17 protein-coding genes are annotated in these 21,978 nt (G+C 72.2%); 6 read left to right on the forward strand and 11 right to left on the reverse strand.

The genetic code is table 11. The features are described 5' to 3' along the window. Nucleotides 1-5: 5 nt before the first annotated feature. The 5 genes from IE207_RS15955 to IE207_RS15975 all read right to left on the reverse strand — a co-directional run bounded on the left by IE207_RS15955 (nt 6) and on the right by IE207_RS15975 (nt 6,610). Nucleotides 6-2,303 carry a family 20 glycosylhydrolase gene (locus tag IE207_RS15955; protein ID WP_190184868.1) on the reverse strand — a complete coding sequence of 766 codons (2,298 nt, stop codon included), beginning with the start codon at nt 2,301-2,303 and terminating at the stop codon, nt 6-8. Nucleotides 2,304-2,428: 125 nt separating this feature from the next. Beyond that, complete coding sequence (locus tag IE207_RS15960) at nt 2,429-3,070, reverse strand: hypothetical protein (protein WP_229873766.1); 642 nt, start codon at nt 3,068-3,070, stop codon at nt 2,429-2,431. A gap of 123 nt (nt 3,071-3,193) precedes the next feature. Further along, a complete protein-coding gene (locus tag IE207_RS15965) occupies nt 3,194-3,934 on the reverse strand; it encodes a succinate dehydrogenase/fumarate reductase iron-sulfur subunit (protein WP_190184869.1) in 741 nt (246 codons plus the stop codon). Further along, complete coding sequence (locus tag IE207_RS15970; RefSeq protein WP_190184870.1) at nt 3,931-5,904, reverse strand: fumarate reductase/succinate dehydrogenase flavoprotein subunit; 1,974 nt, start codon at nt 5,902-5,904, stop codon at nt 3,931-3,933. The genes IE207_RS15965 and IE207_RS15970 overlap by 4 nt, the downstream gene beginning before the upstream one ends. Before the next feature lies 1 nt (nt 5,905). Further along, the gene (locus IE207_RS15975) at nt 5,906-6,610 is read right to left on the reverse strand and encodes a succinate dehydrogenase cytochrome b subunit (RefSeq protein WP_190184871.1); all 705 of its coding nucleotides are present in this window, start codon (nt 6,608-6,610) and stop codon (nt 5,906-5,908) included. 94 nt (nt 6,611-6,704) lie between these two features. On the opposite strand from IE207_RS15975, the gene IE207_RS15980 reads away from it, so the two are divergent. Next, complete coding sequence (locus IE207_RS15980) at nt 6,705-7,583, forward strand: LysR family transcriptional regulator (protein WP_190184872.1); 879 nt, start codon at nt 6,705-6,707, stop codon at nt 7,581-7,583. A 154-nt stretch (nt 7,584-7,737) separates the two neighbouring features. Here IE207_RS15980 and IE207_RS15985 read toward each other — a convergent pair whose 3' ends face one another. Further along, nucleotides 7,738-8,400, reverse strand: coding sequence for a TetR/AcrR family transcriptional regulator (locus tag IE207_RS15985; protein WP_190184873.1), 663 nt, complete (start codon nt 8,398-8,400; stop codon nt 7,738-7,740). A 104-nt stretch (nt 8,401-8,504) separates the two neighbouring features. Here IE207_RS15985 and IE207_RS15990 point away from each other — a divergent pair, with 104 nt between their 5' ends. Further along, nucleotides 8,505-9,572, forward strand: coding sequence for an FAD-dependent monooxygenase (locus IE207_RS15990; protein WP_190184874.1), 1,068 nt, complete (start codon nt 8,505-8,507; stop codon nt 9,570-9,572). Nucleotides 9,573-9,642: 70 nt separating this feature from the next. Here IE207_RS15990 and IE207_RS15995 read toward each other — a convergent pair whose 3' ends face one another. Both IE207_RS15995 and IE207_RS16000 read right to left on the reverse strand, forming a co-directional pair. Next, nucleotides 9,643-11,796 (reverse strand): putative bifunctional diguanylate cyclase/phosphodiesterase, encoded by a 2,154-nt coding sequence (locus IE207_RS15995; protein ID WP_190185112.1) that lies wholly within the window; start codon nt 11,794-11,796, stop codon nt 9,643-9,645. Between the two features lie 128 nt (nt 11,797-11,924). Next, on the reverse strand, nt 11,925-12,755 hold the full coding sequence (locus IE207_RS16000) for an SAM-dependent methyltransferase (RefSeq protein WP_190184875.1): 831 nt from the start codon (nt 12,753-12,755) through the stop codon (nt 11,925-11,927). A gap of 1,076 nt (nt 12,756-13,831) precedes the next feature. Here IE207_RS16000 and IE207_RS16005 point away from each other — a divergent pair. Further along, nucleotides 13,832-14,602 carry a bestrophin-like domain gene (locus tag IE207_RS16005; protein WP_190184876.1) on the forward strand — a complete coding sequence of 257 codons (771 nt, stop codon included), beginning with the start codon at nt 13,832-13,834 and terminating at the stop codon, nt 14,600-14,602. A gap of 213 nt (nt 14,603-14,815) precedes the next feature. Continuing rightward, nucleotides 14,816-15,412, forward strand: a complete 597-nt coding sequence (locus IE207_RS16010) for a hypothetical protein (RefSeq protein WP_190184877.1) — start codon at nt 14,816-14,818, stop codon at nt 15,410-15,412. A gap of 107 nt (nt 15,413-15,519) precedes the next feature. Here IE207_RS16010 and IE207_RS16015 read toward each other — a convergent pair whose 3' ends face one another. After that, nucleotides 15,520-16,032 (reverse strand): hypothetical protein, encoded by a 513-nt coding sequence (locus IE207_RS16015; RefSeq protein WP_190184878.1) that lies wholly within the window; start codon nt 16,030-16,032, stop codon nt 15,520-15,522. 352 nt (nt 16,033-16,384) lie between these two features. On the opposite strand from IE207_RS16015, the gene IE207_RS16020 reads away from it, so the two are divergent. Then, entirely contained in the window at nt 16,385-17,050 is a 666-nt protein-coding gene (locus tag IE207_RS16020) for a class F sortase (protein WP_190184879.1), read from the forward strand. A gap of 31 nt (nt 17,051-17,081) precedes the next feature. On the opposite strand, the gene IE207_RS16025 is transcribed toward IE207_RS16020, so the two are convergent. Both IE207_RS16025 and lysX read right to left on the reverse strand, forming a co-directional pair. Further along, a complete protein-coding gene (locus tag IE207_RS16025; RefSeq protein ID WP_190184880.1) occupies nt 17,082-17,987 on the reverse strand; it encodes a polysaccharide deacetylase family protein in 906 nt (301 codons plus the stop codon). 115 nt (nt 17,988-18,102) lie between these two features. Next, on the reverse strand, nt 18,103-21,405 hold the full coding sequence (gene lysX, locus IE207_RS16030) for a bifunctional lysylphosphatidylglycerol synthetase/lysine--tRNA ligase LysX (RefSeq protein WP_190184881.1): 3,303 nt from the start codon (nt 21,403-21,405) through the stop codon (nt 18,103-18,105). Between the two features lie 58 nt (nt 21,406-21,463). Here lysX and IE207_RS16035 point away from each other — a divergent pair, with 58 nt between their 5' ends. Next, the gene (locus IE207_RS16035; protein ID WP_190184882.1) at nt 21,464-21,925 is read left to right on the forward strand and encodes a universal stress protein; all 462 of its coding nucleotides are present in this window, start codon (nt 21,464-21,466) and stop codon (nt 21,923-21,925) included. Nucleotides 21,926-21,978 lie beyond the last annotated feature (53 nt).

A 21,978-nucleotide genomic window follows, 5' to 3' on the forward strand; every position in this document is an offset into this window, starting at 1 on the left:
CGGCCTCAGGTGATCTGCCACTGCTGGTAGGGCGAGTCCTGCGCCGGCTGCTGGGTGACGGGGGCTCCGTCCGCGGCGGACGCGGTGGTCAGCAGGAGCGCGCTCTTCTTGTTGGCCACCGAGTAGCCGCCGGCACCGAGGGCGGTGAGCTGCCAGCGCTGGCTGTCGCCGCCGGTGCAGGCCGCCTGGATGACGGCCGCTCCCGGCCCGCCGCCGGGGACGTCCGCGCACAGGGCGGAGGCGCCGTTGACGAGGGTGTAGCTGCCGTCGCCGTCGGGGTTCAGCTGCCACTGCTGGTTGGCACCGCCGTGGGGTGTCCAGGTGATGAGCCGGGTGCCGGAGGCGGTGGAGCTGCCCGGGTCGTCGAGGGCCTTGCCGGCCGCGGTGAGGGTCCGGGCGCCGCCCAGGGGGTCCCCGTACACCTCGAACTCGTAGAGGGAGTAGCCGTAGGCCGTGCCGCGCTGCGTGCCGTAGACGCGGATGTAGCGTCCGGTGCCGGTCAGGCCGGTCAGGTCCTGGACCGCACCCGCCCCGGTGGTGGTGGAGTAGACGGTGCGCCAGGTGGTGGCGTCGTCGGAGAGCTGGATCTGGAAGGACTTCCCGTAGGCCGCCTCCCAGCGCAGCACCACGCGGTTCACGCGGCGGCCGGCGCCGAGGTCGACCTGGAGCCACTGCGGGTCGCCGTAGGCGCTGGACCAGCGGGTTGCGGGGTCCGCGTCGGTGGCGGAGGCCGCGGGGAAGTTCGCCGTCTCGGTGCTGGAGGCGGTGGTCGGGCGGCCCAGGGCGAGGTTCTGCGGCCCGGCGGTGCCGGGCCAGGCGGGGTTGTGGCCCACGGCGGCGACGATGGGGGTGAAGGCGGCGTAGGCCGCGACCGGCTTGGGCGAGCCCCAGGTCTGCTGGGCCAGGGCGCGCAGCGGGTACATGATGCCCGCGGCGATCTGGTCCTCGCTCTCGGCGGTGGGGTTGTCGCACCAGACGTGGAGGAGGGAGCCGGGGTTCCTCGCCGGGTCGGAGAGGGTGGCGCCGCCTTCGAAGCGGTCCGCGGTCCAGCTCTCGTACATCCACTTGGTGTCCGGTTTGGCGCCGCCGAGTACGTAGTAGGTGGGCGTCCAGGAGTCGTTGGCGACGGTGTGCCCGGCGGCGGCGAGTTGCTGGGGGGTGAGGCCGTAGGTGTACCAGTACTCGACGACGATGCCGGCGTTCGGGCCGAGCGTTCCGTCGCCGGACTTGATTCCGTCGTTCCACATGCGGGTGGTCTTGCCGCCCGCCCGGACCAGGGCGTCGGCCCAGTTGACGAACCCGTAGAAGGTGTCCTTGGCGGTGGCGTTCGCGCCGTAGTGGGCGCGGGCGTAGTCCAGGAGCTGCGGGTACTTGGCGTAGTCGGTGACGTATTCGTCCGCGCCGATGTGCCAGTACGGTCCGGGGAACAGCGGCAGGTACTCGTTGATCAGGTCCTTGACCAGCGTGTACGAGGCGGGGAGCGAGAGGTCGATGAAGTCGGGGCTGAGGGCGCCGGAGCTGCTCTTGAGCCGCAGTTCGGGGTGCGCGGCCAGCACCGCGTTCATGTGCCCGGGTGTGTCTATCTCCGGGACGATGGTGACGTGGTACGTGCGGCCGAGGGCGACGAGGTCGGCGATGTCCTGCTTGGTGTAGTGGTCGGTGGAGACGATCTCCGGGTGGGCGGAGCTTTCGAGGCGGAAGCCGAAGGTGTCGGAGAGGTGGAAGTGGAAGGTGTTGAGCTTGAGGTAGGCCAGTTCCTTGATGTGCTGCTTGAGCCAGTCGACGGTGAAGAACTTCCGCCCCTGGTCGACCATGAGGCCGCGCTCCGCCTTGGCGGGCCAGTCGACCGCCGTTCCGGCGGGCAGGGACAGGGACCGGTGCAGGAGTTGCAGGACGGTGCGGGTGCCGTTGAAGGCGCCGGTGTCGGTGGCCGCCCGGATGGTGAGGGAGGTGGCGGCGGTCATCCGGTAGCCCTCGGCGGGCAGGGTGGGGTCCCCGAGGCTGAGCCCGATGTCCCCGGGGGCGGCGCTCCCGGTGATGACGGTGACGCCGCGTCCTGTCAGCGCGCGCAGGTCCTCCGCGAAGGTCGCCGCCTCGTCGGAGAGCTGGTCGGTGTAGGCGGGGTCGACGGCGATGCGGGTGGTTCCTGTGAAGGTGTAGCTGCCGGTGCCGGCCGTCCATTGTCTGAGCGCCGGTACGGTCTGCGGCGGGGCCGAGGCGGCCGCCCGGGAGGTGCCGGCGCCGGGCAGCGCCAGCGCGAACACCGTGCAGACGGCGGCGATCAGGAATCTGAGCAGACGCATGGCTGCCTCCAGCCGGCTGTGGCCGCAGAGCGGGACGGTGCCCAAGTGCAGCCCAGTGTCGAGAACATGTCAATACATGCTCGGAACCCGGCCGGATCGAGCACGGCCGCGCACCACGACGCTGCCTAGGCGTCGCCGGACAGCAGGTGCTGCGGGAGTTCGTGGAAGCTCCAGCGGCCCTGGTGGCGGGTGAACATCCAGACGAGGTCGTGGCGGTCGGGCCAGGCGGCGGGGACGCCCAGCACGCGGTGGGCGCCGAGGGCGCGGACCAGGCGGGGGATGCCGTGGTGCTCCCAGCACACGAGTACGGGCATCCGCGCGGCCAGCACCACCCGCGCCAGGGCCGGTTCCGCGCCGATCGCGAACTCGGTGCGGACCGGCAGGTGCAAGGACGCGGCCAGCGGCTCGACGGTCTGCTTGCAGCGGACGGGCGCGGACGGGCCGCCGGTCGCGAAGAGGGCGGCCGGGCGGGGCAGTGGCGCCCGGGCCGCCGGGGGGAACAGCCTCGGGATTTCCTCGGCGCGGCGCTCGCCCCGGCCGGCCAGGGCTCCGGGGTGTTCGTTGCCGTCGTCGTCCTCGCCGGTGTCCCCCGGGGGCGGCTGCTCGCCGTTCCGGATGATCATGATGAGCGCGTCCCCGGGGAGGGCTTTCGGGCCCGGGGTCGGGCGCGCGGACTGCGTGGTGCAGCCGGCCACCGCGAGCGGTGCGAGGGCGGCGGCCAGCACGGCTCGGCGGCGCGGTCCGGACCCGGCGGGGGCTTGTGCCATGGGGCCACTCTCCCCCATTTCCGGGAGCCGGCCCGGCCGCGGCGCGGCGTACGGCCTCCACGTGCCCCCCGGTCGGCGGATCGGGCCCCGCTCCCCACGGCCCCGAGGAGGCCCGGCCGGGTGCTACGCCTTGCGGACCGCGCGGAGCCACTCCTTGTTCATGGCGGCGATCGACGGCAGCGGGATGCCCTTGGGGCAGGCCGTGGCGCATTCGCCGGTGAGGGTGCAGCCGCCGAAGCCCTCGTCGTCCATCCGGGCCACCATGTCCAGTACCCGGGTCTCCCGCTCGGGCGAACCCTGCGGCAGCACGTTCAGGTGGTTGACCTTGGCGGAGGTGAACAGCATCGCCGAGCCGTTGGGACAGGCCGCCACGCAGGCCCCGCAGCCTATGCACTCGGCGTGTTCGAAGGCGTGGTCGGCGTCGGCCTTGGGCACGGCCGTGGCGTGCGCCTCGGGGGCGGAGCCGGTGGGAGCCGTGATGTACCCGCCGGCCTGGATGATCCGGTCGAAGGCGCTCCGGTCGACGACGAGGTCCTTGACCACCGGGAACGCCGAGGCGCGCCACGGCTCGATGTCGATGGTGTCGCCGTCTGCGAAGGCCCGCATGTGGAGCTGGCAGGTGGTGGTCCGCTCGGGGCCGTGGGCGTCGCCGTTGATGACGAGGCTGCACGCGCCGCAGATGCCTTCGCGGCAGTCGTGGTCGAAGGCGACCGGGTCCTCACCCCGCAGGATGAGGTCCTCGTTGAGGGTGTCGAGCATCTCCAGGAAGGACATGTCCTTCGAGATGCCGTCGACCTCGTACGAGGCCATCGCGCCGGGGGTTTCGGGGTTCCGCTGGCGCCAGACGCGCAGGGTGAGCTTCATGCGTAGCTCCGCTGGGTGGGGTGGACGTACTCGAAGACGAGGTCTTCCTTGTGCAGGACGGGCGCGATGCCCGTGCCCTGGTACTGCCAGGCCGCCGCGTAGCCGAACTCCTCGTCGCGGCGGGCGGCTTCGCCGTCCGGGGTCTGGGACTCCTCACGGAAGTGCCCGCCGCAGGACTCGGCGCGGTGCAGCGCGTCGAGGCACATCAGCTCGGCGAGCTCCAGGTAGTCGACGACGCGGTTGGCCTTCTCCAGTGACTGGTTGAACTCCTCGCCGCTGCCGGGGACCTTGATCCGCCGCCAGAACTCGTCCCGGATCTCCGGGATGCGGGCGAGGGCCTTGCGCAGTCCGGCGTCGGTGCGAGCCATTCCGCAGTACTCCCACATGAGTTCGCCGATCTCGCGGTGGAAGGAGTCGGGGGTGCGGTCGCCGTCGACGGCGAGCAGCTTCGCAAGGGTGTCGCGGGTCTCGCGGACCGCGGCCGCCGCCTCGGGGTGGGTGTCGTCGACGGTGTCGTGGTGCGGGTTGCGGGCGAGGTAGTCGTTGATGGTGGAGGGCAGGACGAAGTAGCCGTCGGCCAGGCCCTGCATCAGCGCGGACGCCCCGAGGCGGTTGGCGCCGTGGTCGGAGAAGTTGGCCTCGCCGATCGCGAACAGGCCCGGGACGGTGGTCTGGAGGTCGTAGTCGACCCAGAGTCCGCCCATCGTGTAGTGGACGGCCGGGTAGATCCGCATGGGGACTTCGTACGGGTTCTCCGCGGTGATCCGCTCGTACATGTCGAAGAGGTTGCCGTACTTCTCGGCGACCTTGTCCTTGCCCATGCGGCGGATGGCGTCGGCGAAGTCCAGGTAGACGCCCTGGCCGCCGGGGCCGACGCCGCGGCCCTCGTCGCAGACGTTCTTCGCGGCGCGGGAGGCGATGTCGCGGGGCACGAGGTTGCCGAAGGAGGGGTAGATCCGCTCCAGGTAGTAGTCGCGCTCCGCTTCGGGGATCTCGGCTGCGGGGCGGGTGTCGCCCTTGGCCTTGGGGACCCAGATGCGGCCGTCGTTGCGCAGGGATTCGCTCATCAGCGTGAGCTTCGACTGGTGGTCGCCGGTGCGCGGGATGCAGGTGGGGTGGATCTGGGTGAAGCAGGGGTTCGCGAAGTGGGCGCCGCGCCGGTGCGCCCGCCAGATGGCGGTCGCGTTGGAGTTCATGGCGTTGGTGGAGAGGTAGAAGACGTTGCCGTAACCGCCGCTGGCCAGCACCACGGCGTCGGCGTAGTACGTGCTGATCCTTCCGCTGATCAGGTCGCGGGCGACGATGCCGCGGGCGACTCCGTCGACGGTGATCAGGTCGAGCATCTCGGTGCGGGCGTGCATCTCGACGTTGCCCGCGGCGATCTGCCGGGACAGCGCCTGGTACGCGCCGAGGAGCAGTTGCTGGCCCGTCTGGCCGCGGGCATAGAAGGTGCGCGAGACCTGGACGCCGCCGAAGGAACGGGTGTCGAGCAGGCCGCCGTATTCGCGGGCGAAGGGGACGCCCTGGGCCACGCACTGGTCGATGATCTCGACGGAGATCTGGGCGAGGCGGTGGACGTTGGACTCGCGGGCGCGGAAGTCGCCGCCCTTGACGGTGTCGTAGAAGAGGCGGTGGACGGAGTCGCCGTCGTTGCGGTAGTTCTTGGCGGCGTTGATGCCGCCCTGGGCGGCGATGGAGTGGGCGCGGCGCGGGGAGTCGGAGTAGCAGAACTGGACGACGTGGTAGCCCTGCTCGGCGAGGGTCGCGCCGGCCGCGCCGCCGGCCAGGCCGGTGCCGACGACGATGACGGTGTGCTTGCGGCGGTTGGCGGGGTTGACCAGCTTCGCCTCGAAGCGCCGGCGGTCCCAGCGGTCGGCGATGGGGCCGGCGGGCGCCTTGGTGTCGGCGAGGGGCTCGCCGGTGGTGTAGGCGGTGTAAGCGGTGTATTCGCTGTTGTCGTTGCTGCTCATCTCAGCTCACCACTCCGGTCATGACGGCGACGGGCACGGACGCGAAGCCCGCGAAGAGGACGAGGGCCAGGGCGTTCGCCAGGAACCTCAGGGACCGCTCGCGCCGGGCGTTGCCGGCCCCGAGGGTCTGGGCGGCGCTCCAGAAGCCGTGCCGCACGTGCAGGCCGAGCGCGGCCATGGCCACGAGGTAGATCGTGTTGCCGTACCAGGTGGAGAAGGTGGCGAGGACGTTCTGGTAGGGGTGGCCGGCCCACGCGCGCTCGTTGACGGTGAGCGTGGTGAGGTCCAGGAGGTGCCAGACGATGAACAGGGCGAGGATGATCCCGCCCCAGCGCATCGTGCGGGTCGCGTAGCTCGCGCGGCGCCGCTTGTGGGTGTACTTGACCGGGCGCGCCTTGATGTCGCGGCGGCTGAGCTGGTAGGCGCAGACCCCGTGCGCGACGACGGCGGCGACGAGCACGACGCGGACGATCCACAGGGCCCACTCGTGGTGCAGGAACGGGGATCCGAGGGTGCGCAGCCAGTGCGCGTATCCGTTGAACTCCTCCGGCCCGAAGAAGATCTTCAGGTTGCCGAGCATGTGGACGACGAGGTAGCCGAGCATGATCAGGCCGGAGACGGCCATCACGGACTTCTTGCCGACGGTGGAGTCCCAGAGCGTGCGCGTGGTGGACGGCCGTCGATCCGTCCGCGGTGCCAGAGCCATGGGACGACGGTAGGGATGAAGGTCCTGAAAGGTCCAAGACATGATGGAGCTGCATTCGATAGGTATTACCTATGTACGGCGTTAGCCTGGGACGATGCAGTTCCAGCAGCTCCTCTATTTCGTGGCGGTCGCCGAGACCCGGCACTTCACCCGGGCGGCGGAGCGGGTCCATGTGGCCCAGCCGTCGCTCTCGCAGCAGATCAGGGCCCTGGAGCGGGAGCTGGGGGCGGAGCTGTTCAGCCGGGCGCGGGGCAACATCGCCCTCACGGATGCGGGAGAGGCGCTGTTGCCGCTGGCCCGGCGGATCCTGGCGGACGCGGACACGGCGCGGCTGGAGGTGCAGGAGCTGGCGCAGCTGCGGCGCGGGCGGGTGCGGCTGGGGGCCACGCCGAGCGTGTGTACGGGGTTGCTGCCGGACGTGCTGCGCGCCTTCCACAGCGCGCATCCGGGGATCGAGTTGCTGATCGAGGAGAGCGGTTCGCTGGACCTCGTACGGGAACTCGCGCGCGGGGTACTGGACCTGGCCCTGATCGCGCTGCCGCTTCCGCCGTCGGCGCCGGCGCTGACGACGGTGGAGCTGCTGACCGAGGATCTGGTGGTGGTCTCATCAGCGGACCGGCCGGCGCCGGGCGGGGGTGGGCCGCTGACGATCGCCGCGCTGCGTGACGAGCCGATGGTGATGTTCCGGCACGGCTACGACTTGCGCGACCTGACGGTTGCGGCCTGCCGGGCGGCGGGTTTCGAGCCGGTGTTCACGGTCGAGGGCGGCGAGATGGACGCGGTCCTCGGCTTCGTCCGGGCGGGGCTCGGTATCGCGGTGGTCCCGGCGATGGTCGTCGAGCACGGCGGGCCGGGCCTGCGCGCCACCCCGCTCGCCGGCTCCCCGTTGCGCCGCACGATCGCCCTGGCCCACCGCACGGACGTCGCTCCCCCGCGCGCGGCCCGGGAGCTCAAGCGCATGCTGCTGTCCTGACACCCGCGCGCACACCGGCACCCCGGTGTGCACCGGGCCGGCCGCGCGCCACCGGGGCGCCGGCCCGCACGGGAGCGCCGGCCCGCACGGGAGCGCCGGCCCGCACGGGAGCGCCGGCCCGCACGGGGGCGCCGGCTCCATGGCGCGGCGCGGGTCAGGACCGGCGTATGGGCAGGGCGCGGTCGAGGCCGTCGGCCAGCATCGCGAAGGCCTGCTCGGCGTCGGTGACGGCGGTGGGGTAGGCCTCGTCGGCGCTCTGTCCGGCGGCGAGTCGGCGCCAGTTGGCGCGGCCCAGTTCCTGGCGGACGGCCACGAGGTGCTGCGCCGCCAGCCGCGCGGCGAGCGGGGCGACCTGCTCCGCCTCCAGCACTGCGGCGAGCAGCTCGACCTCGCGGGCGGCGTAGTGGTTCAGCCGCGACTCCAGACTCGCGGTGGTGTAGAGCAGGCGCTGGAAGGCGAGCACGTTCGGATGGTCGCAGAGGCCGGTGATGGGATCGCGCTCGGCGAGCGCCTCCAGGAAGTGCGCCCGTACGGCCCCGACCGGACCCAGTCCCGCCTCGCGGTCGCGGACGACGCGGGCGGCCTCGTCCTGGTGGTCGGCGAACCGGTCGAGCAACAGGTCTTCCTTGGTCGGGAAGTAGCGGAACAGGGTGGGTTTGGAGACCTCCGCCGCGGCGGCGACATCGGCCACCGACACGGCGTCGAAGCCCCGTTCCATGAACAGTTCCATCGCCGTGGCCGCCAACTGCTGCCGCGTGCGCAGCTTCTTGCTCTCACGCAGGCCTGGCGCGCCCGCGCTCCTCGTCGTGTCTTCCATGCTCCCAGCGTACCACAGAAATTTGACTCGGTTATTTTTGTAACCGGGTTGCTTTTTCTGGCATCGGCGGCTTTCCTTGGATCAACGACGAGGAGAGGACCCCCATGACGGACGTACTGATCGCGGGCTCCGGCCCCACCGGACTGACCCTGGCCTGCGACCTCGCCCTGCGCGGTGTCGCGGTCCGCATCCTCGACCGGCGCACCGCGCCGCACCGCGAATCCCGCGGCAAGGGACTCCTTCCGAGCAGCCTGGAGGTCTTCGAGAGCCTCGGCGTGGCCGAGGCCGTGACGGCCGCAGGAAGCCAGGACCTGGTCCTGCGCAAGTACTTCGACGGCGAGCACATCACCGACACCCCCATGGGTGACGGCGTGCTGATCGGGCAGTGGCAGATCGAGCAGGCCCTGCGCGACCGGCTGGCCGGACTGGGCGTGCGCGTCGAATACGACTGCGCCCTGGCCGCGGTCACCCAGGACGCGGCCGGTGTCCGGGCGGAGCTGGCGGACGGCAGCGTCGTGCCGGCCCGTTACCTCGCGGGATGTGACGGCGGGGGCAGCACCACCCGGGGCCTTCTTGAAATCCCCTTCGAGGGAAGTACCCGGGAGGAGCCCGCGATGATCGTCGGGGATGTCCGGGCGCCGGGGCTCAGCCGGGACTTCTGGCATCAGTGGTTCACCTCGGAGGGCGGCGGGATACTGCTCTGCCCCATGCCGGGAACGGACAGCTTCCAGCTCCAGGCCGCACCCGAGCCGGACGGCATGGGCGGCTGTCTGCCGGCCTCGCTGGAGGGCTTCCAGCGGATCTTCGACCGGTGCGCCGGGGTGCCGGGGATCCGGCTCACCGACGCCACCTGGCTCTCCAGCTGGCGGATCAACGTCCGTGTCGCTGCACGCATGCGGGAGGGCCGGGCCTTCCTCGCCGGGGATGCGGCGCACGTCCATCCCATAGCCGGCGGCCTGGGCATGAACACCGGCATCCAGGATGCGGCCGCCCTCGCCCGGACCCTGGCCGCCGCACTCGCCGACCCGGCGCGGCCGGACCTACTCGACGCGTACGAGGCGGAGCGCCTGCCGGCGGCCGAGGAGGTCGTGGCCGACACCGAGCGACGGTGGGAGCGGGTCGTGGACGCCGTCCGCACGCCGGGCCGGGGGACGGAGGTGGGCCGGGACTGACCCCGCGCCCTCCCCCGCCCCTCGCACCACTCGGACGCGGCCGCGGCCCCGGGCCCGGGCTCGGGGGCTGTCAGGAAGGCGTGGGGACGGCGTCCGAGAGGGACAGCGCGTAGATCCGGTCCGGGGAGCCGGGGCGCGCATAGTACCAGCCCTGGGCGGTGTCGCAGCCGAGGTCGCGGAGCTGGGCCGCCTGGACGCCCGTCTCCACGCCCTCGACGGTGACCGCGAGTTCGAGGCTGTGGGCCAGCGCGACGATGCCTTCCACGATCTTCACGTCGACGGGGTTGGCCGGCTGCTGCTGCATCCCCTGCGTGAACGAGCGGTCCAGCTTGAGCACACTGACCGGCAGGCGGCGCAGGTTGGCCAGGTTGGAGTAGCCCGTACCGAAGTCGTCCAGTGCGATGTCCACGCCGAGGGCGGCGAGCCGGCGCAGCGGTTCGAGGAGTTCGTCGTCGGCGCCGATCAGCGCCGACTCGGTGACCTCCAGACACAGCGCGCCCGGGGCCAGGCCGGAGGCCTCCAGCACGCGGACGGTGTCGGCGACCAGCCCCGGGTGGTGCAGCTGCGTCGGCGAGAGGTTGACGTTGATGCGCAGGGCGGAGCCGGTGTGCTGGCGCTGCCAGTTGCAGGCCTGGCGCACCGACTCCTCCAGGACCCAGCGGCCGAGGGGCACGATCAGCCCCGTCCGTTCGGCGAGCGGGATGAAGCGGTCCGGGCCCAGTACCCCGTACTGCGGGTGCGACCAGCGCACCAGCGCCTCTGCCCCGTGCACGCTGCCGTCGTGCATGTGCACCAGCGGCTGGTACTCGATGAAGAACTCACCGCGTTCCAGGGCCGCGGGCAGGGCGTTGGTCAGGCCGTGCCGGGTGATGGCGCGCGCGTCGGCCTCCTCGTCGGCGAACTCGAACCGGTTGCCGCCCGCCGCCTTGGCCCGGTACATCGTGATGTCGGCGCTGCGCAGCACCTCCGCCGGGGTCCGCTCGCCCGCCCGGCCCTCGACGATGCCGATGCTGCCCCGGACCGTCAGCTCCCGGCCCTCCAGCCGGATCGGCGTGGACAGCGCGGAGAGGACCCTCACCGCCAGTTCGGTGACCTTCTCCTCCGTGTCGTCGCCGGTGGTCAGTGCCACGAACTCGTCGCCGCCGAGCCGCGCGACGACCTCGCCCGGTCCCGTCGCGCAGCTCTGGAGCCGGTCGGCGACCTCGACCAGCAGCCGGTCGCCCGCGGAGTGGCCCATGCTGTCGTTGACCGCCTTGAACCCGTCGAGGTCCAGGTAGCACAGGCCGTAGCGGGGGCCTCCGGCCCCGCTCATGGCCTTCTCCAGCCGCTCGAAGAACAGCGTCCGGTTCGGCAGGCCCGTCAGGGCGTCGTGGGTGGCCTCGTAGCGCAGCCGCAGGTTGAGCAGCCGGCGTTCGGTGGTGTCCTCCATCAGGGCCAGCTGGTACTGCGGGCGGCCTTCGGCGTCCCGCAGCAGCGACACCGTCAGGTTGGTCCACAGGACGGTGCCGTCGTTGCGGTAGTAGGGCTTCTCGACCCGGTAGTGCTCGCGCTCCCCGCGTACCAGTTCCCCGTACATCCGCCAGACGTGCGGGGTGTCGTCGGGGTGGCCCCACTCGCTGACGTTGCGGCTGCGGACGTGCCCTTCGAGGCCGCCGAACATCTGGAGCAGCGTGTCGTTGACCTCCAGGACGTTGCCTTCGAGGTCGGCGATGCCGATGCCGACGGCCGCGCCCTCGAAGACGGCCCGGAAGCGTTCCTCGCTGGCGTGCAGCGCCTGCTGGGCGTCGGCGCGGGCGGTCAGCGCGGAGCGGGCGATGGCCTCCTGCTCCTTGAGGGTGCGCTCGCGCAGGGCCCGGGCGAAGCCGGCCGCGATGCCGTGCTGGAGCCGCGCGCAGCGGGAGCGGTACTCCTCGGTGCTCTCCGCCCCGGCGCCGTCGGGGCCGCAGTACAGCACCAGGTAGGACTCGACGACCCCCAGGGTTCCGGCGAGGGCCTCGGGGTCGGTGCAGTGCACGGCGACGAGTTCGGCACCCACCCGCTGGGCGGGCGTGGCGTCGAACGGCCGGGCGTGCAGGGCCTCGGTGAGCGTACGGGTCAGCGGGACCAGGTGCCGTTCGAACTCGGGGCGGGTCAGCGAGGTCGCCGTGACGGGGAAGATGGCCCGCCCCCAAATGGTCGCGAACCGCGCGATCCGGTCCTCCAGCCCGCTGTGCTGGTCGCACACGGCCGCCCGGCCCGCATGCGGGCCGGGCGGCGTGTCACGGGCCGACGTGTCCTTCGGCGTCACCGTCCCGGCCTCCAGTGGACGGGCCGCGCTCGGGCTGACGGGCGGTGGGGTCGGGGCCGGGAGTCTCACGCCTTGCGTCCCACACCGGCGAAGCCCGAGAAGGCGTACGGGTCCTCCGGCGTGTCTCCGTCCGCCGGGGATTCGGTGCGGTCCGGGCGCCAGTCCGGCATCGACACCAGGCCGGGTTCGAGCAGTTCGAACCCGTCGAAGAAGCGGGTGATCTCTTCGCGCGTGCGCATGACGAGCGGGTTGCGGATGTCGCGGTAGACGCCGACGGCACCCACCGCGACGTCCTCGGAGAGCGGGATGCCCTCGTAGGAGGCGTGGGTGAGGATCAGCATGCTGCCCGGGGCCAGCGCGTCGCGCAGCTCGGCGACGGCGGCGTACGGGTCGTCGCTGTCCTCCAGGAAGTGCAGGACGGCGACGAGCAGCAGGGCGACGGGACGGCTCGGGTCCAGCAGCCGGGTGACCTCCGGGGAGCCCAGGACGTCCTGCGGCTTGCGCAGGTCGGCGGAGACGACGCCCGTGCGGTCGTCACCGGCGAGGACGGCCTGGCTGTGCGCGACGGCCACCGGGTCGTGGTCGACGTAGACGACGCGGGCCTCGGGGGAGGCCTGGCGGGCGACTTCGTGCACGTTGCCGAATGTCGGGATGCCGGAGCCGATGTCGAGGAACTGGGTGACGCCCTCGGCGACGGCGTGGTGCACGGCTCGGCGCATGAACGCCCGGTTGGCCTGCATGATCTTGGGAAGCCCCGGCAGGAATTCCATGGCGCGGCGGGCCGCCTGGCGGTCGACCTCGAAGTTGTGCGAGCCGCCCAGGTAGTAATCGTAGATGCGGGACACGCTCGGCACCGATATGTCGATGCCTGGCGGGGCCCAGGCGGGGCGCTCCATCGGGGTCTCCAAGCCGTAGTCGTGCCGTGGTCCGGTCCGGGGTCGGTCGGGAACCGGACTCCTGTCCGAGCCGAATGTACTGATCATTGGCCAACGGAGCGAGTAAAAGCGGAAATTGGCGATCCGTTCTTGGTCACACACCTAACCCGGGCACGGCTCCCGCTGCACCTCTTGACAGAAACCGATAAATACCTTTTAAGAATCGATCACACTGCCCCAGAAGGCGCTCAAAAGCTGGCTCAAACCACTATGGTCCGAACTCCGCCCGTTCAGGCGAACCCGGGCCGACCCCCGCGTGCGCAGGCGCGCGTGAGCCCATGCTCCCCGGGTGAACAGAGCATGTGCCCGGCGCCTGCTGGCGGTACCGGTCCTGGTGTGGGCGGCGATGTCCGCCACGCCGGCCGTGGCCGATAGCCGCGCCCACTCGTCGATCGACCCCGGCGTCGGCGCGGCACCCCCCGGGGTGTCCGCGTCCGTCCACAGCGGCCGGGCCGTGGCCGGACGGGGTGTCGGACATCACGGGGACGGCCACGGAAACGGTCCGGCAGACGGACACGGTGGAAACGACGGCCACGACGGCCACGACGGGCCCGGCTGGGGCCATGACGGCCACGGCTGGGGCCACCACGGCGGCCACCACTGCCCGCCGCCCCCTCCGCCGCCCTGCCCCCCGAAACCGACCCCGACTCCCACGCCGACACCCACCCCCACTCCCACCCCCACGCCGACTCCCACACCGCCACCCCCCTCCCCGAAACCCACGCCACCGCCACCACCCAAGCCCGCCCCGCCGCCGAAGCCCGCGCCGCCGGCGGCGCCCGTGGCCGCCGAGCCCCCCGCCCCGCCGCCACCCGAACCGGCCCCGGAACCGGAGCCCGCACCGACTCCCACACCGACGCCCCCGTCCGCCCCCAGGCCGGTGGCGCGCCCCTCGTACCACGCTCCGTCCCACAAACCGGCCGAACACCACATCTCGCCCGTCACCTTCACGCTCATGACCGCGGCCCCCGCGGTGCTCGCGATCGTCGCGCTGCGCCCCCGCTAGGCCCGCCCCCTACCGCTCGTTTGGAGTCATCGTGTCGGAATGGCTCGTCCTGTCCCTGGCCATGGCCGCGGCCTGCGCCGTGGTGTTGACCATCGCCTTCTTCAACCACCGCCGGATCAGCGAGGACGACGATCCCAACGAGACCCCGGACGTCATCGAGTACATGACGATGATGATCGGGGTGATCTACGCGATCGTGCTGGGCCTGGCGATCGCCGGCGTCTGGGAGGGCCGCGGGGCCGCCCAGGAGTACGTGCGCCAGGAATCCCAGGCCCTGCACGAGATCAGCGTCCGCTCCGAGGTCTACCCCGCCGACGTCCGCAAGACGATCCGCTCCGATGTCGACGCGTACGTGACGTACGTCGTGGACACGGAGTGGAAGGAAATGGCCGACCACGGCAAGCTCAACGACCGCAGCGGGCAACTGCTGGAACGCATCCGCCGGGACGTCACGGACTACGAGCCGAAGACCGACCACGAGGGGCAGGCCTACCAGCCGCTGGTCGACCAGGTCGCGGCGGTGGACGACGCCCGCAACGCCCGCGGCCAGAGCGCCCAGGCCACCATGCCCGGGGTGGTGTGGTTCGGCCTGATCGTGGGCGCACTGGTGACGGTCGGCCTGATCTTCACGCTCCAGATCCGGCGCTCGTTCCGCGAACTGCTGCTGGCCGGGCTGTTCAGCGCGCTGATCGCCTTCTTGCTGTTCCTGATCTGGGACTTCGACGCGCCCTTCGGACGGGGCGTCGCGGCCACGGCCGAGCCGTTCTTCGCGCAGTTCCCGCACCTGGGGCTGAGCGACTGAGTGCCTCGGCCGTCCAGGGAGGTCCGGCCGGCCACCCGGGCAAACCGGGGACGGGGCCCCCGTCCCCGGTTCGGCCTATCGATATGACCCGTTCGCCCGTTCCTGATCGCGGGCACCTGAGCCCGCGCCTAGCGTGACGGACATCGAGGCGCACGTCCCTCCACGTGCGGAAACCATTCCGCGGCTGCTCCTCGGGGATCCGGAGAATCACTCATGGGTGCGATACGCAGCTCCGCCACAGCCCTGCTGAGCGCCGGCGCCACGGGCGTCGTTCTCGCGCTCGGTCCGGCGGCCACCAGTGCCGCAGTCGCGGCCGGGGCCCAGCCCGTCACCTCGTTCGCCTTCGCCATCACCCCGTCGACGGTCGCCCCCGGCGGCCAGGTGGTGCTCTCCGTCAGCGGCTGCAACTCCGCGTTCGCCACGTCCTCCTCCGGTGTCTTCGACACCGTGAGCATCGCGCGCGGCCAGACCGCCCGGGTCACTGTCGACCGGGACGCCCGGCCCGGGGCGCTGTACTCCGTCACCTTCACCTGCAACGGACAGACCGGCTCGGCCGACTTGACCATCGCCGGCGGTACGAGCCGGCCCACCACGAGTTCCACCGTCGGTCCCCCGCGCCGCCTCCCGTCGCCGCCCACCGCGCCCGCCGCACCCACGTCGAGCGGCGCGACCCTCGGCGTCCGGGGCGGCCTCGGCGGCAGCGTCGCCGGGCTGGACCTCCTGGAGCTCGGCGTCGGCGCCGGCTTGGTGCTGGCCGCCGTGGCCGGTACCGGGTACGTGCTGCGCCGCCGCTCCTCGCGCGGCCACTGACCGTGACGGACGTCCCCGCCGGGCCGCGACGCGAACCGCACGCGCCCCGAGCCCTCGTCAGGACTCGGGGCGACCGCGGTGCCGGGCGGACCGGGGAGGTCGGCCGGTCAGGCCCGGCCACCGATCGGGCGGCGACGGCGCATCACGTGGATGCCGGCGCCGAGGGCCGCCGCGGCGACGAGACCGGAACCGATGGCGGTCTCGGTGGCGGACGGGCCGAAGGAGCCCCCGATACCGCCCTGGGCGCCGTTGCCGTCAAGGATCGTGAAGCGGTGCGTGGCGACGAGGCTGCTGTCGTTGCACCTGACGGACAGCGTCTGGTGGCCGGGAGAGGCGTGGTTGAAGATGCGTACGGTCGCAAATCCGATGGACCCGGCCGACAGTCTCGTCTCGGGAAAGTTGCCGTGCGACCAGACCGTGCCGCCGTGGGTGCACCCGGCGGCGCTGACCTGCATCGTGGAGCCCTGGTGCACGGAGTACGGGTTGACCGTGACGTTGCTGGGCCCGTTGCCTCCGCCCAGCGGCGGCCCGCCCGCCGGGTTCGCCGAGGCCAGGGGTGCGCTGAGGGCGACGGCGGCGCAGGCAGCCGCGGTCACGGTGAGTGCGCGCAAAACACGCATGGTGGAACCTCCAGCGGAAAGCGCCCCGGAGCGGTCGCCCGGGATGATCGACGAGAACGCCTCCCATCACGAACCCTCGGGGCGGCCCGCAACCAGCGCATTTCCGGCTTTGGGCCGCCCGGTTGAGCGACACGCCGAACACCCCGAGGCGTTTCTGACGGATCCGCAGGTCACGACCCGTCAGGCATTTATGTGACGATTACCTGGATGGGCGCACCCCTTCCGGCCGCACCACCCGTTCGCCCGTCCCCGATCGCCGTCCCGGCCGTACACCCTTAGCGTGCGTGAAGAAGGGCGTACTGGGGAGGGACTTGCACGCGGGTCGGGACCCCCGCGTCGGGAAGGGAGAGCCATGACCGAGGACGAGGGTGAGCAGCGGCGGAGGAGGCGCTCCCCATGGGGACCACTCGCACTGGTCCTCCTCACCGGCCTCGCCATGATGCGCAACGGCGTGAACCTGAACGACGGGCCGCCGCAGCCCGCCGCCGCGGCGGCCGTCGCGGTACGGCCCGACCAGGCTGCGGTGGCTCCGCCCGCCACACCGCCGGACCTGGAGGTGCTGGAGCACTCGTCGGTGCAGCGCATCCGGATCCCGGCGATCAAGGTGGACGCGCCGGTGATGACGGTCGGGCTGGACGCACAGGGCTTCATCGACGCGCCGCCCCCGCAGGACCCGAACCTGGCCGGCTGGTACCTCAACGGCATCTCCCCGGGCCAGCAGGGTTCGGCGGTGATCGTGGGCCACGTGGACAACGCGCAGGGCCCGGCGGTGTTCTACGGCCTGGGCTCGCTGAACAAGGGCCAGCACATCGAGGTGGAGCGGTACGACGGGCGCACGGCGGTGTTCGAGGTGTACGGCGTGGAGGTGTTCTCGAAGGAGACCTTCCCCGGAGCCCGGGTGTACGGGGACACCGGCCACCCGGAGCTGCGCGTGATCACCTGCGGCGGCGGCTACTCGAAGGGCCGGGGCTACGACGGCAACGTGGTCGTGTTCGCCCGGATGGTGGAGGCCCGCTGAGGGCCCCCGGGCGGGTCCGCGGCCCCCGCCCTCAGTGCGGCCGCGCGGCCGGGAAGGCGGGGAGCGTCATCCGATAGCCCCTGGCGAGCAGCTGGGGCAGGTACGTTCCGATCGCCTCGACGCTCTGGGAGCGGTTGCCGCCGGCGTCGTGGGACAGCACGATCACCCCGGGCGCCGCGCCTCCCAGTACCCGGGAGACGATGGTCGCGGTGCCCGGTTCCGTCCAGTCGAGGGTGTCCACGGTCCAGGCGAGGGGCTCCATGCCCAGCTCGGCGCCGATCTCGAAGGCGGCCCGGTTCCATGCCCCGTAAGGCGCCCGGAACCACCGGGGTGCCGTGCCGACCGTCTGCTCGACGACGTCGCTGGTGCGCCCGATCTCGGCGGCCAGGTCGGGGCGGCCCAGCGTGGGGATGAGCGGGTGTGTCCAGGTGTGGTTGCCGATGACGTGGCCCTCGGCGGCCATCCGGCGCAGCAGGTCCCGGTTGTCGGTGGCCATCTCCCCGCAGACGAAGAACACCGCGCGGACCCGGTACCGGGCGAGGGTGTCGAGGATGCCGGGGGTGTAGCGGGGGTCGGGGCCGTCGTCGAAGGTGAGGAGCATCTCACCGGACCGGCTCGTCCCGGCGGGCAGTTCCAGGATGGGCCGGGTGCGGACGGCGGGCTTCACCGCGGGGGGCCGGGCCGGGGCCTGCGCCGTCATCGGGGTCAGCCGGTAGCTGTTCGGCGGGAGCCCCCGGGCGCGCAGGGCGGGGGCTCCCGGGGCGCCCCGGCCGGCCGCGCCGCCGGGGCCGGGCGCCGGGCCGGTCCCGGCGCCGGTGGCGGGGGCGGGGGTGTCGCCCTCGCCGCCGGTGATGAGTGAGACGGCTGCCGCGGCTCCGAGGAAGGCGGCGGTGCGCAGGAGCACGCGCCGCCCGACTGTCGGCTCGTCATTTTTCATTCTCAACTGGTATCAACCACATCGGGTAAGAACCCCGCAGGCACGAAGGCGCCCGCGGCCCGTCACCCGCCCGGAGCAGACGGCAGGCCCGGCCGAGCCGATGGGGAGGGCCCGGTCAGCCGCGTCGTACGAGCGGGAACGGAAGCGTCTCGCGGATCGTCAGACCGGTGAGGAACATGACGAGCCGGTCGACGCCGATACCGAGCCCCCCGGTCGGCGGCATCGCGTACTCCAGTGCGTCCAGGAAGTCGTTGTCGAGTTCCATCGCCTCGGGGTCGCCGCCCGCCGCCAGCAGTGACTGCGCAGTCAGCCTGCGGCGCTGCTCGACGGGGTCGGTGAGCTCCGAGTAGGCGGTGCCGAGCTCGGTGCCGAAGGCGACCAGGTCCCAGCGTTCCGCCAGCCGCGGGTCCTTGCGGTGCTGCCGGGTCAGCGGGGAGACGTCGGTCGGGAAGTCCTTGTAGAAGGTGGGCAGCCCGGTCTTCTCCTCCACGAGCCGCTCGTACATTTCCAGGGCCACGTCGCCCCGGGTGTCGTCGGGCGAGTGGGGCACCCCGGCCCGGTCGCACAGCCGGCGCAGTGTCCGCTCGTCGGTGTCGGCGTCGACCTCTTCGCCCAGGGCCTCGCTGATGGCCCCGTACATCGTCTTGACCGGCCAGTACCCGGAGATGTCGTGGACGACGAGTCTGCCGTCGGCGTCGGCCTTGTGGGCGATGGGCGAGCCGAAGGCGGCGGTGGCGGCGCCCTGGATCAGCTCGCGGGTCAGGTCGAGCATCACGTCGTAGTCCGCGAACGCCTGGTAGGCCTCCAGCATGGTGAACTCGGGGTTGTGCTTGTAGGAGACGCCTTCGTTGCGGAAGGTGCGGCCCATCTCGAAGACCTTCTCCATGCCGCCGACGCAGAGCCGTTTCAGGTACAGCTCGGGGGCGATGCGCAGGTACAGGTCGAGGTCGTAGGCGTTGATGTGGGTGCGGAAGGGCCGGGCGTTCGCCCCGCCGTGGATCTGCTGGAGCATCGGGGTCTCGACCTCCAGGTAGCCGCGGTCCAGCAGTCCCTGCCGCAGGGCCTGTACGGCACTGGAGCGGGCCCGTACGACGTCGCGCGCGTCGGGGCTGGCGACCAGGTCGAGGTAGCGGCGCCGGACGCGGGCCTCGGGGTCGGCGAGGCCCTTGCGCTTGTCGGGGAGCGGGCGCAGGCACTTGCCGGTGAGCTGCCAGGAGTGGACGACGACGGACAGCCGTCCCGTGCGGCTGGCGCCGACCTCGCCGGTCGCCACGACGTGGTCGCCGAAGTCGACCTGTGAGGTGAAGGATTCCAGCACGTCCGGGCCCGCCTCGTCGCGGGTGAGCATCAGCTGGGTATCGCCGGTCCAGTCCCGCAGTACGGCGAACACGACCCCGCCGAGGTCCCGTACGACCATCACGCGGCCCGCCAGGGTGACCTGTTCCCCGGTCCGGGTGCCGGGCGGGTAACCGGGGTGGGCCTCCTTGAGGCGTGCGACGGTGTGGGTGCGCTGGGGGATGCCGACCGGGTAGGGGTCGGTGCCGGACGCCCTGATCCGCTCCAGTTTGGCGTGCCGCACCCGGACCTGCTCGGGCAGCCGCTCGGCCGTCGCACGCTCCCCGGCCTCCCCCACGAGGTCCAGGCCGAGGGAGTCGATGGAGGGCAGGCCTTCGGTGGTGGCGGGTGCGGTGAGCCCCTTGGGGTGGGCGTTGCCCCACAGCTTGCGCATGCTGGGTACGGAGACGAAGCCTTCGGCGATGCCGGAGGCCAGGCTGACCCGGGCGAGGGAGCCGGCGTCCTGGTAGCACAGGAACCGGGGGTACCACTCGGGGCCGTACTTGACGTTCGAGCGGTACAGCGCCTCCAGCTGCCACCAGCGGGAGAAGAACAGCAGCAGCCTGCGCCACAGCCTGAGGACCGGCCCCGCGCCGATCCGGCCGCCCTCCTCGAAGGCGGAGCGGAACACGGCGAAGTTGAGGGAGATCCGGCGCACGCCCAGCGCGGGCGCGGCGGCGCAGAGCTGGGCGACCATGAACTCCATGACGCCGTTGGGGGCGGTGCGGTCGCGGCGCATCAGGTCGAGGGAGATGCCGTCCTTGCCCCAGGGGACGAAGGACAGCAGGGCGATCAGCCGGCGCTCGGCGTCGAAGGCCTCGACGAGGAGGCAGTCGCCGTCGGCGGGGTCGCCGAGCCGGTCCAGGGCCATGGAGAAGCCGCGTTCGGTCTCCGTGTCGCGCCAGGTGTCGGCGCGTTCCACGATGGTGTGCATCTCCTCATCGGAGAGGGCGGAGTGGCGGCGGATGACGGTGGTGGCGCCGGTGCGCCGGACCCGGTTGACGGCTTGCCGGGTGACGCGCATGTCCCGGCCGTCGAGGTCGAACTGGGCCACGTGCAAGATGGCCTCGTCGCCGAGCTGGAGGGCCCCGAGCCCCGAGCGGGCGTACGCGGTCGCGCCGTCCTCGGAGGCGCCCATGACGGCGGGCTGCCAGCCGTAGCGGCGGGCCACGGCCAGCCAGGCGTTGATGGCGGGGGTCCAGGCGGCGGGGTCGCCGACCGGGTCGCCGCTGGCCAGGCAGACACCGGCTTCGACGCGGTAGGTGACGGCGGCCTTGCCGTTGGGGGCGAAGACGACGGCCTTGTCCCGCCGGGTCGCGAAGTAGCCGAGGGAGTCGCTGCGCCCGTAGGCGCCGAGGAGCGCGCGGATGCGGGGTTCCTCGTCCCCGTGCAGGGCGGCGGTCAGGCGCTGGGACCGGAAGAGGGCCGCGGCGGCGTTCAGCAGGGCGATCGCGCCGAAGAGGCCGAGTACGAAGGACAGCGGGCGGGGCGGGCGCCCGTCGAACCGACGGTCGGAGAAGAGGCCGCCGAAGACCTCCTTCGCGGCCCAGTCCAGCCACTGGCCCTTGGGCAGGGTCCCGGGGAACAGGGCGACCAGGCCCCATCCGGCGAGGACGGCGAGGAGCAGTCCGAGCCCGAGGACGATCATGGCCCGCCAGAAGGCGCCGGGCCGGGAGGCGGCGTAGAACTCCCGGCGGGCGGCGATCAGCAGGGCGAGCGCGGCGGCCGCGATGGCCAGGGAGACGCCGCCGACCCAGTACTCGTCGTCCGCGATGAACAGGACGTCGACGAGGATCAGCAAGGCCAGATAGGTGACGACGATCCACCAGGCGACCTTCTTGCGGGCGCCGAGGGCGGCGGCGAGCAGGAAGAGGAAGACGGCGTAGGCGAGGTTCGCGCTGACGGGGATCACGAAGTCGTCGAGGAAGCGCACGACGTGGCGCAGCAGGCGCCGCAGCCCCGGGGAGAACGACAGGAGGGCGCACAGCAGTCCGAGCGTTCCGAAGAACGCCCCGAAAGCGTCGGGGACCCGGTTCAGGAAGCGGTTGCGGGTCCCGCGGGTCTGCTCCGCGGTGGCACTCATGGTTCGCACTGTAGGGAGCGCCGGGCCGGTCCGCGCGCCGACGGGATAATCTCGGGGCGTGACGGAGCACGTGGGTACGGGATTCGAACGCGGTACGGACGGTCCGAAGGTGATCCTGGCCGGGGTCGACGGTTCGCAGTCCTCCCTGCGGGCCGCGGCTTACGCGGCCGGGCTGGCGAGGCGGCAGAACGCGCTGCTGGCGCTGGTGTACGTACAGCCGGTGATGACGGCGGGGGCATCGCTGGGCGCGCCGGTGGCGGATACGACGCAGGAGATCGCGCAAGGCCTCGTCGCGGAGATCCGTGCGGCGGCCGAGCGGCTGAAAGGCATCTTCGAGGTGCGCTGGGAGTTCCACACCTTCCGCGGCGACCCCTATTCCGGTCTGGTGGACGCGGCGGACGAGCTGCAGGCGGACGCGGTGGTGGTCGGGGCCTCCGAGCAGGCCGGGCACCGCATCGTCGGCTCGGTGGCGGTCAGGCTGGTCAAGGCGGGCCGGTGGCCCGTCACGGTGGTGCCGTAACGGGCCGAGCCGCAGGGGCCGGCGCCGCGCCCTGCCGTGGCGGACCGGCGTCG

This window comes from Streptomyces cirratus (assembly GCF_014650775.1).
GTDB classification, from domain to species: domain Bacteria; phylum Actinomycetota; class Actinomycetes; order Streptomycetales; family Streptomycetaceae; genus Streptomyces; species Streptomyces cirratus.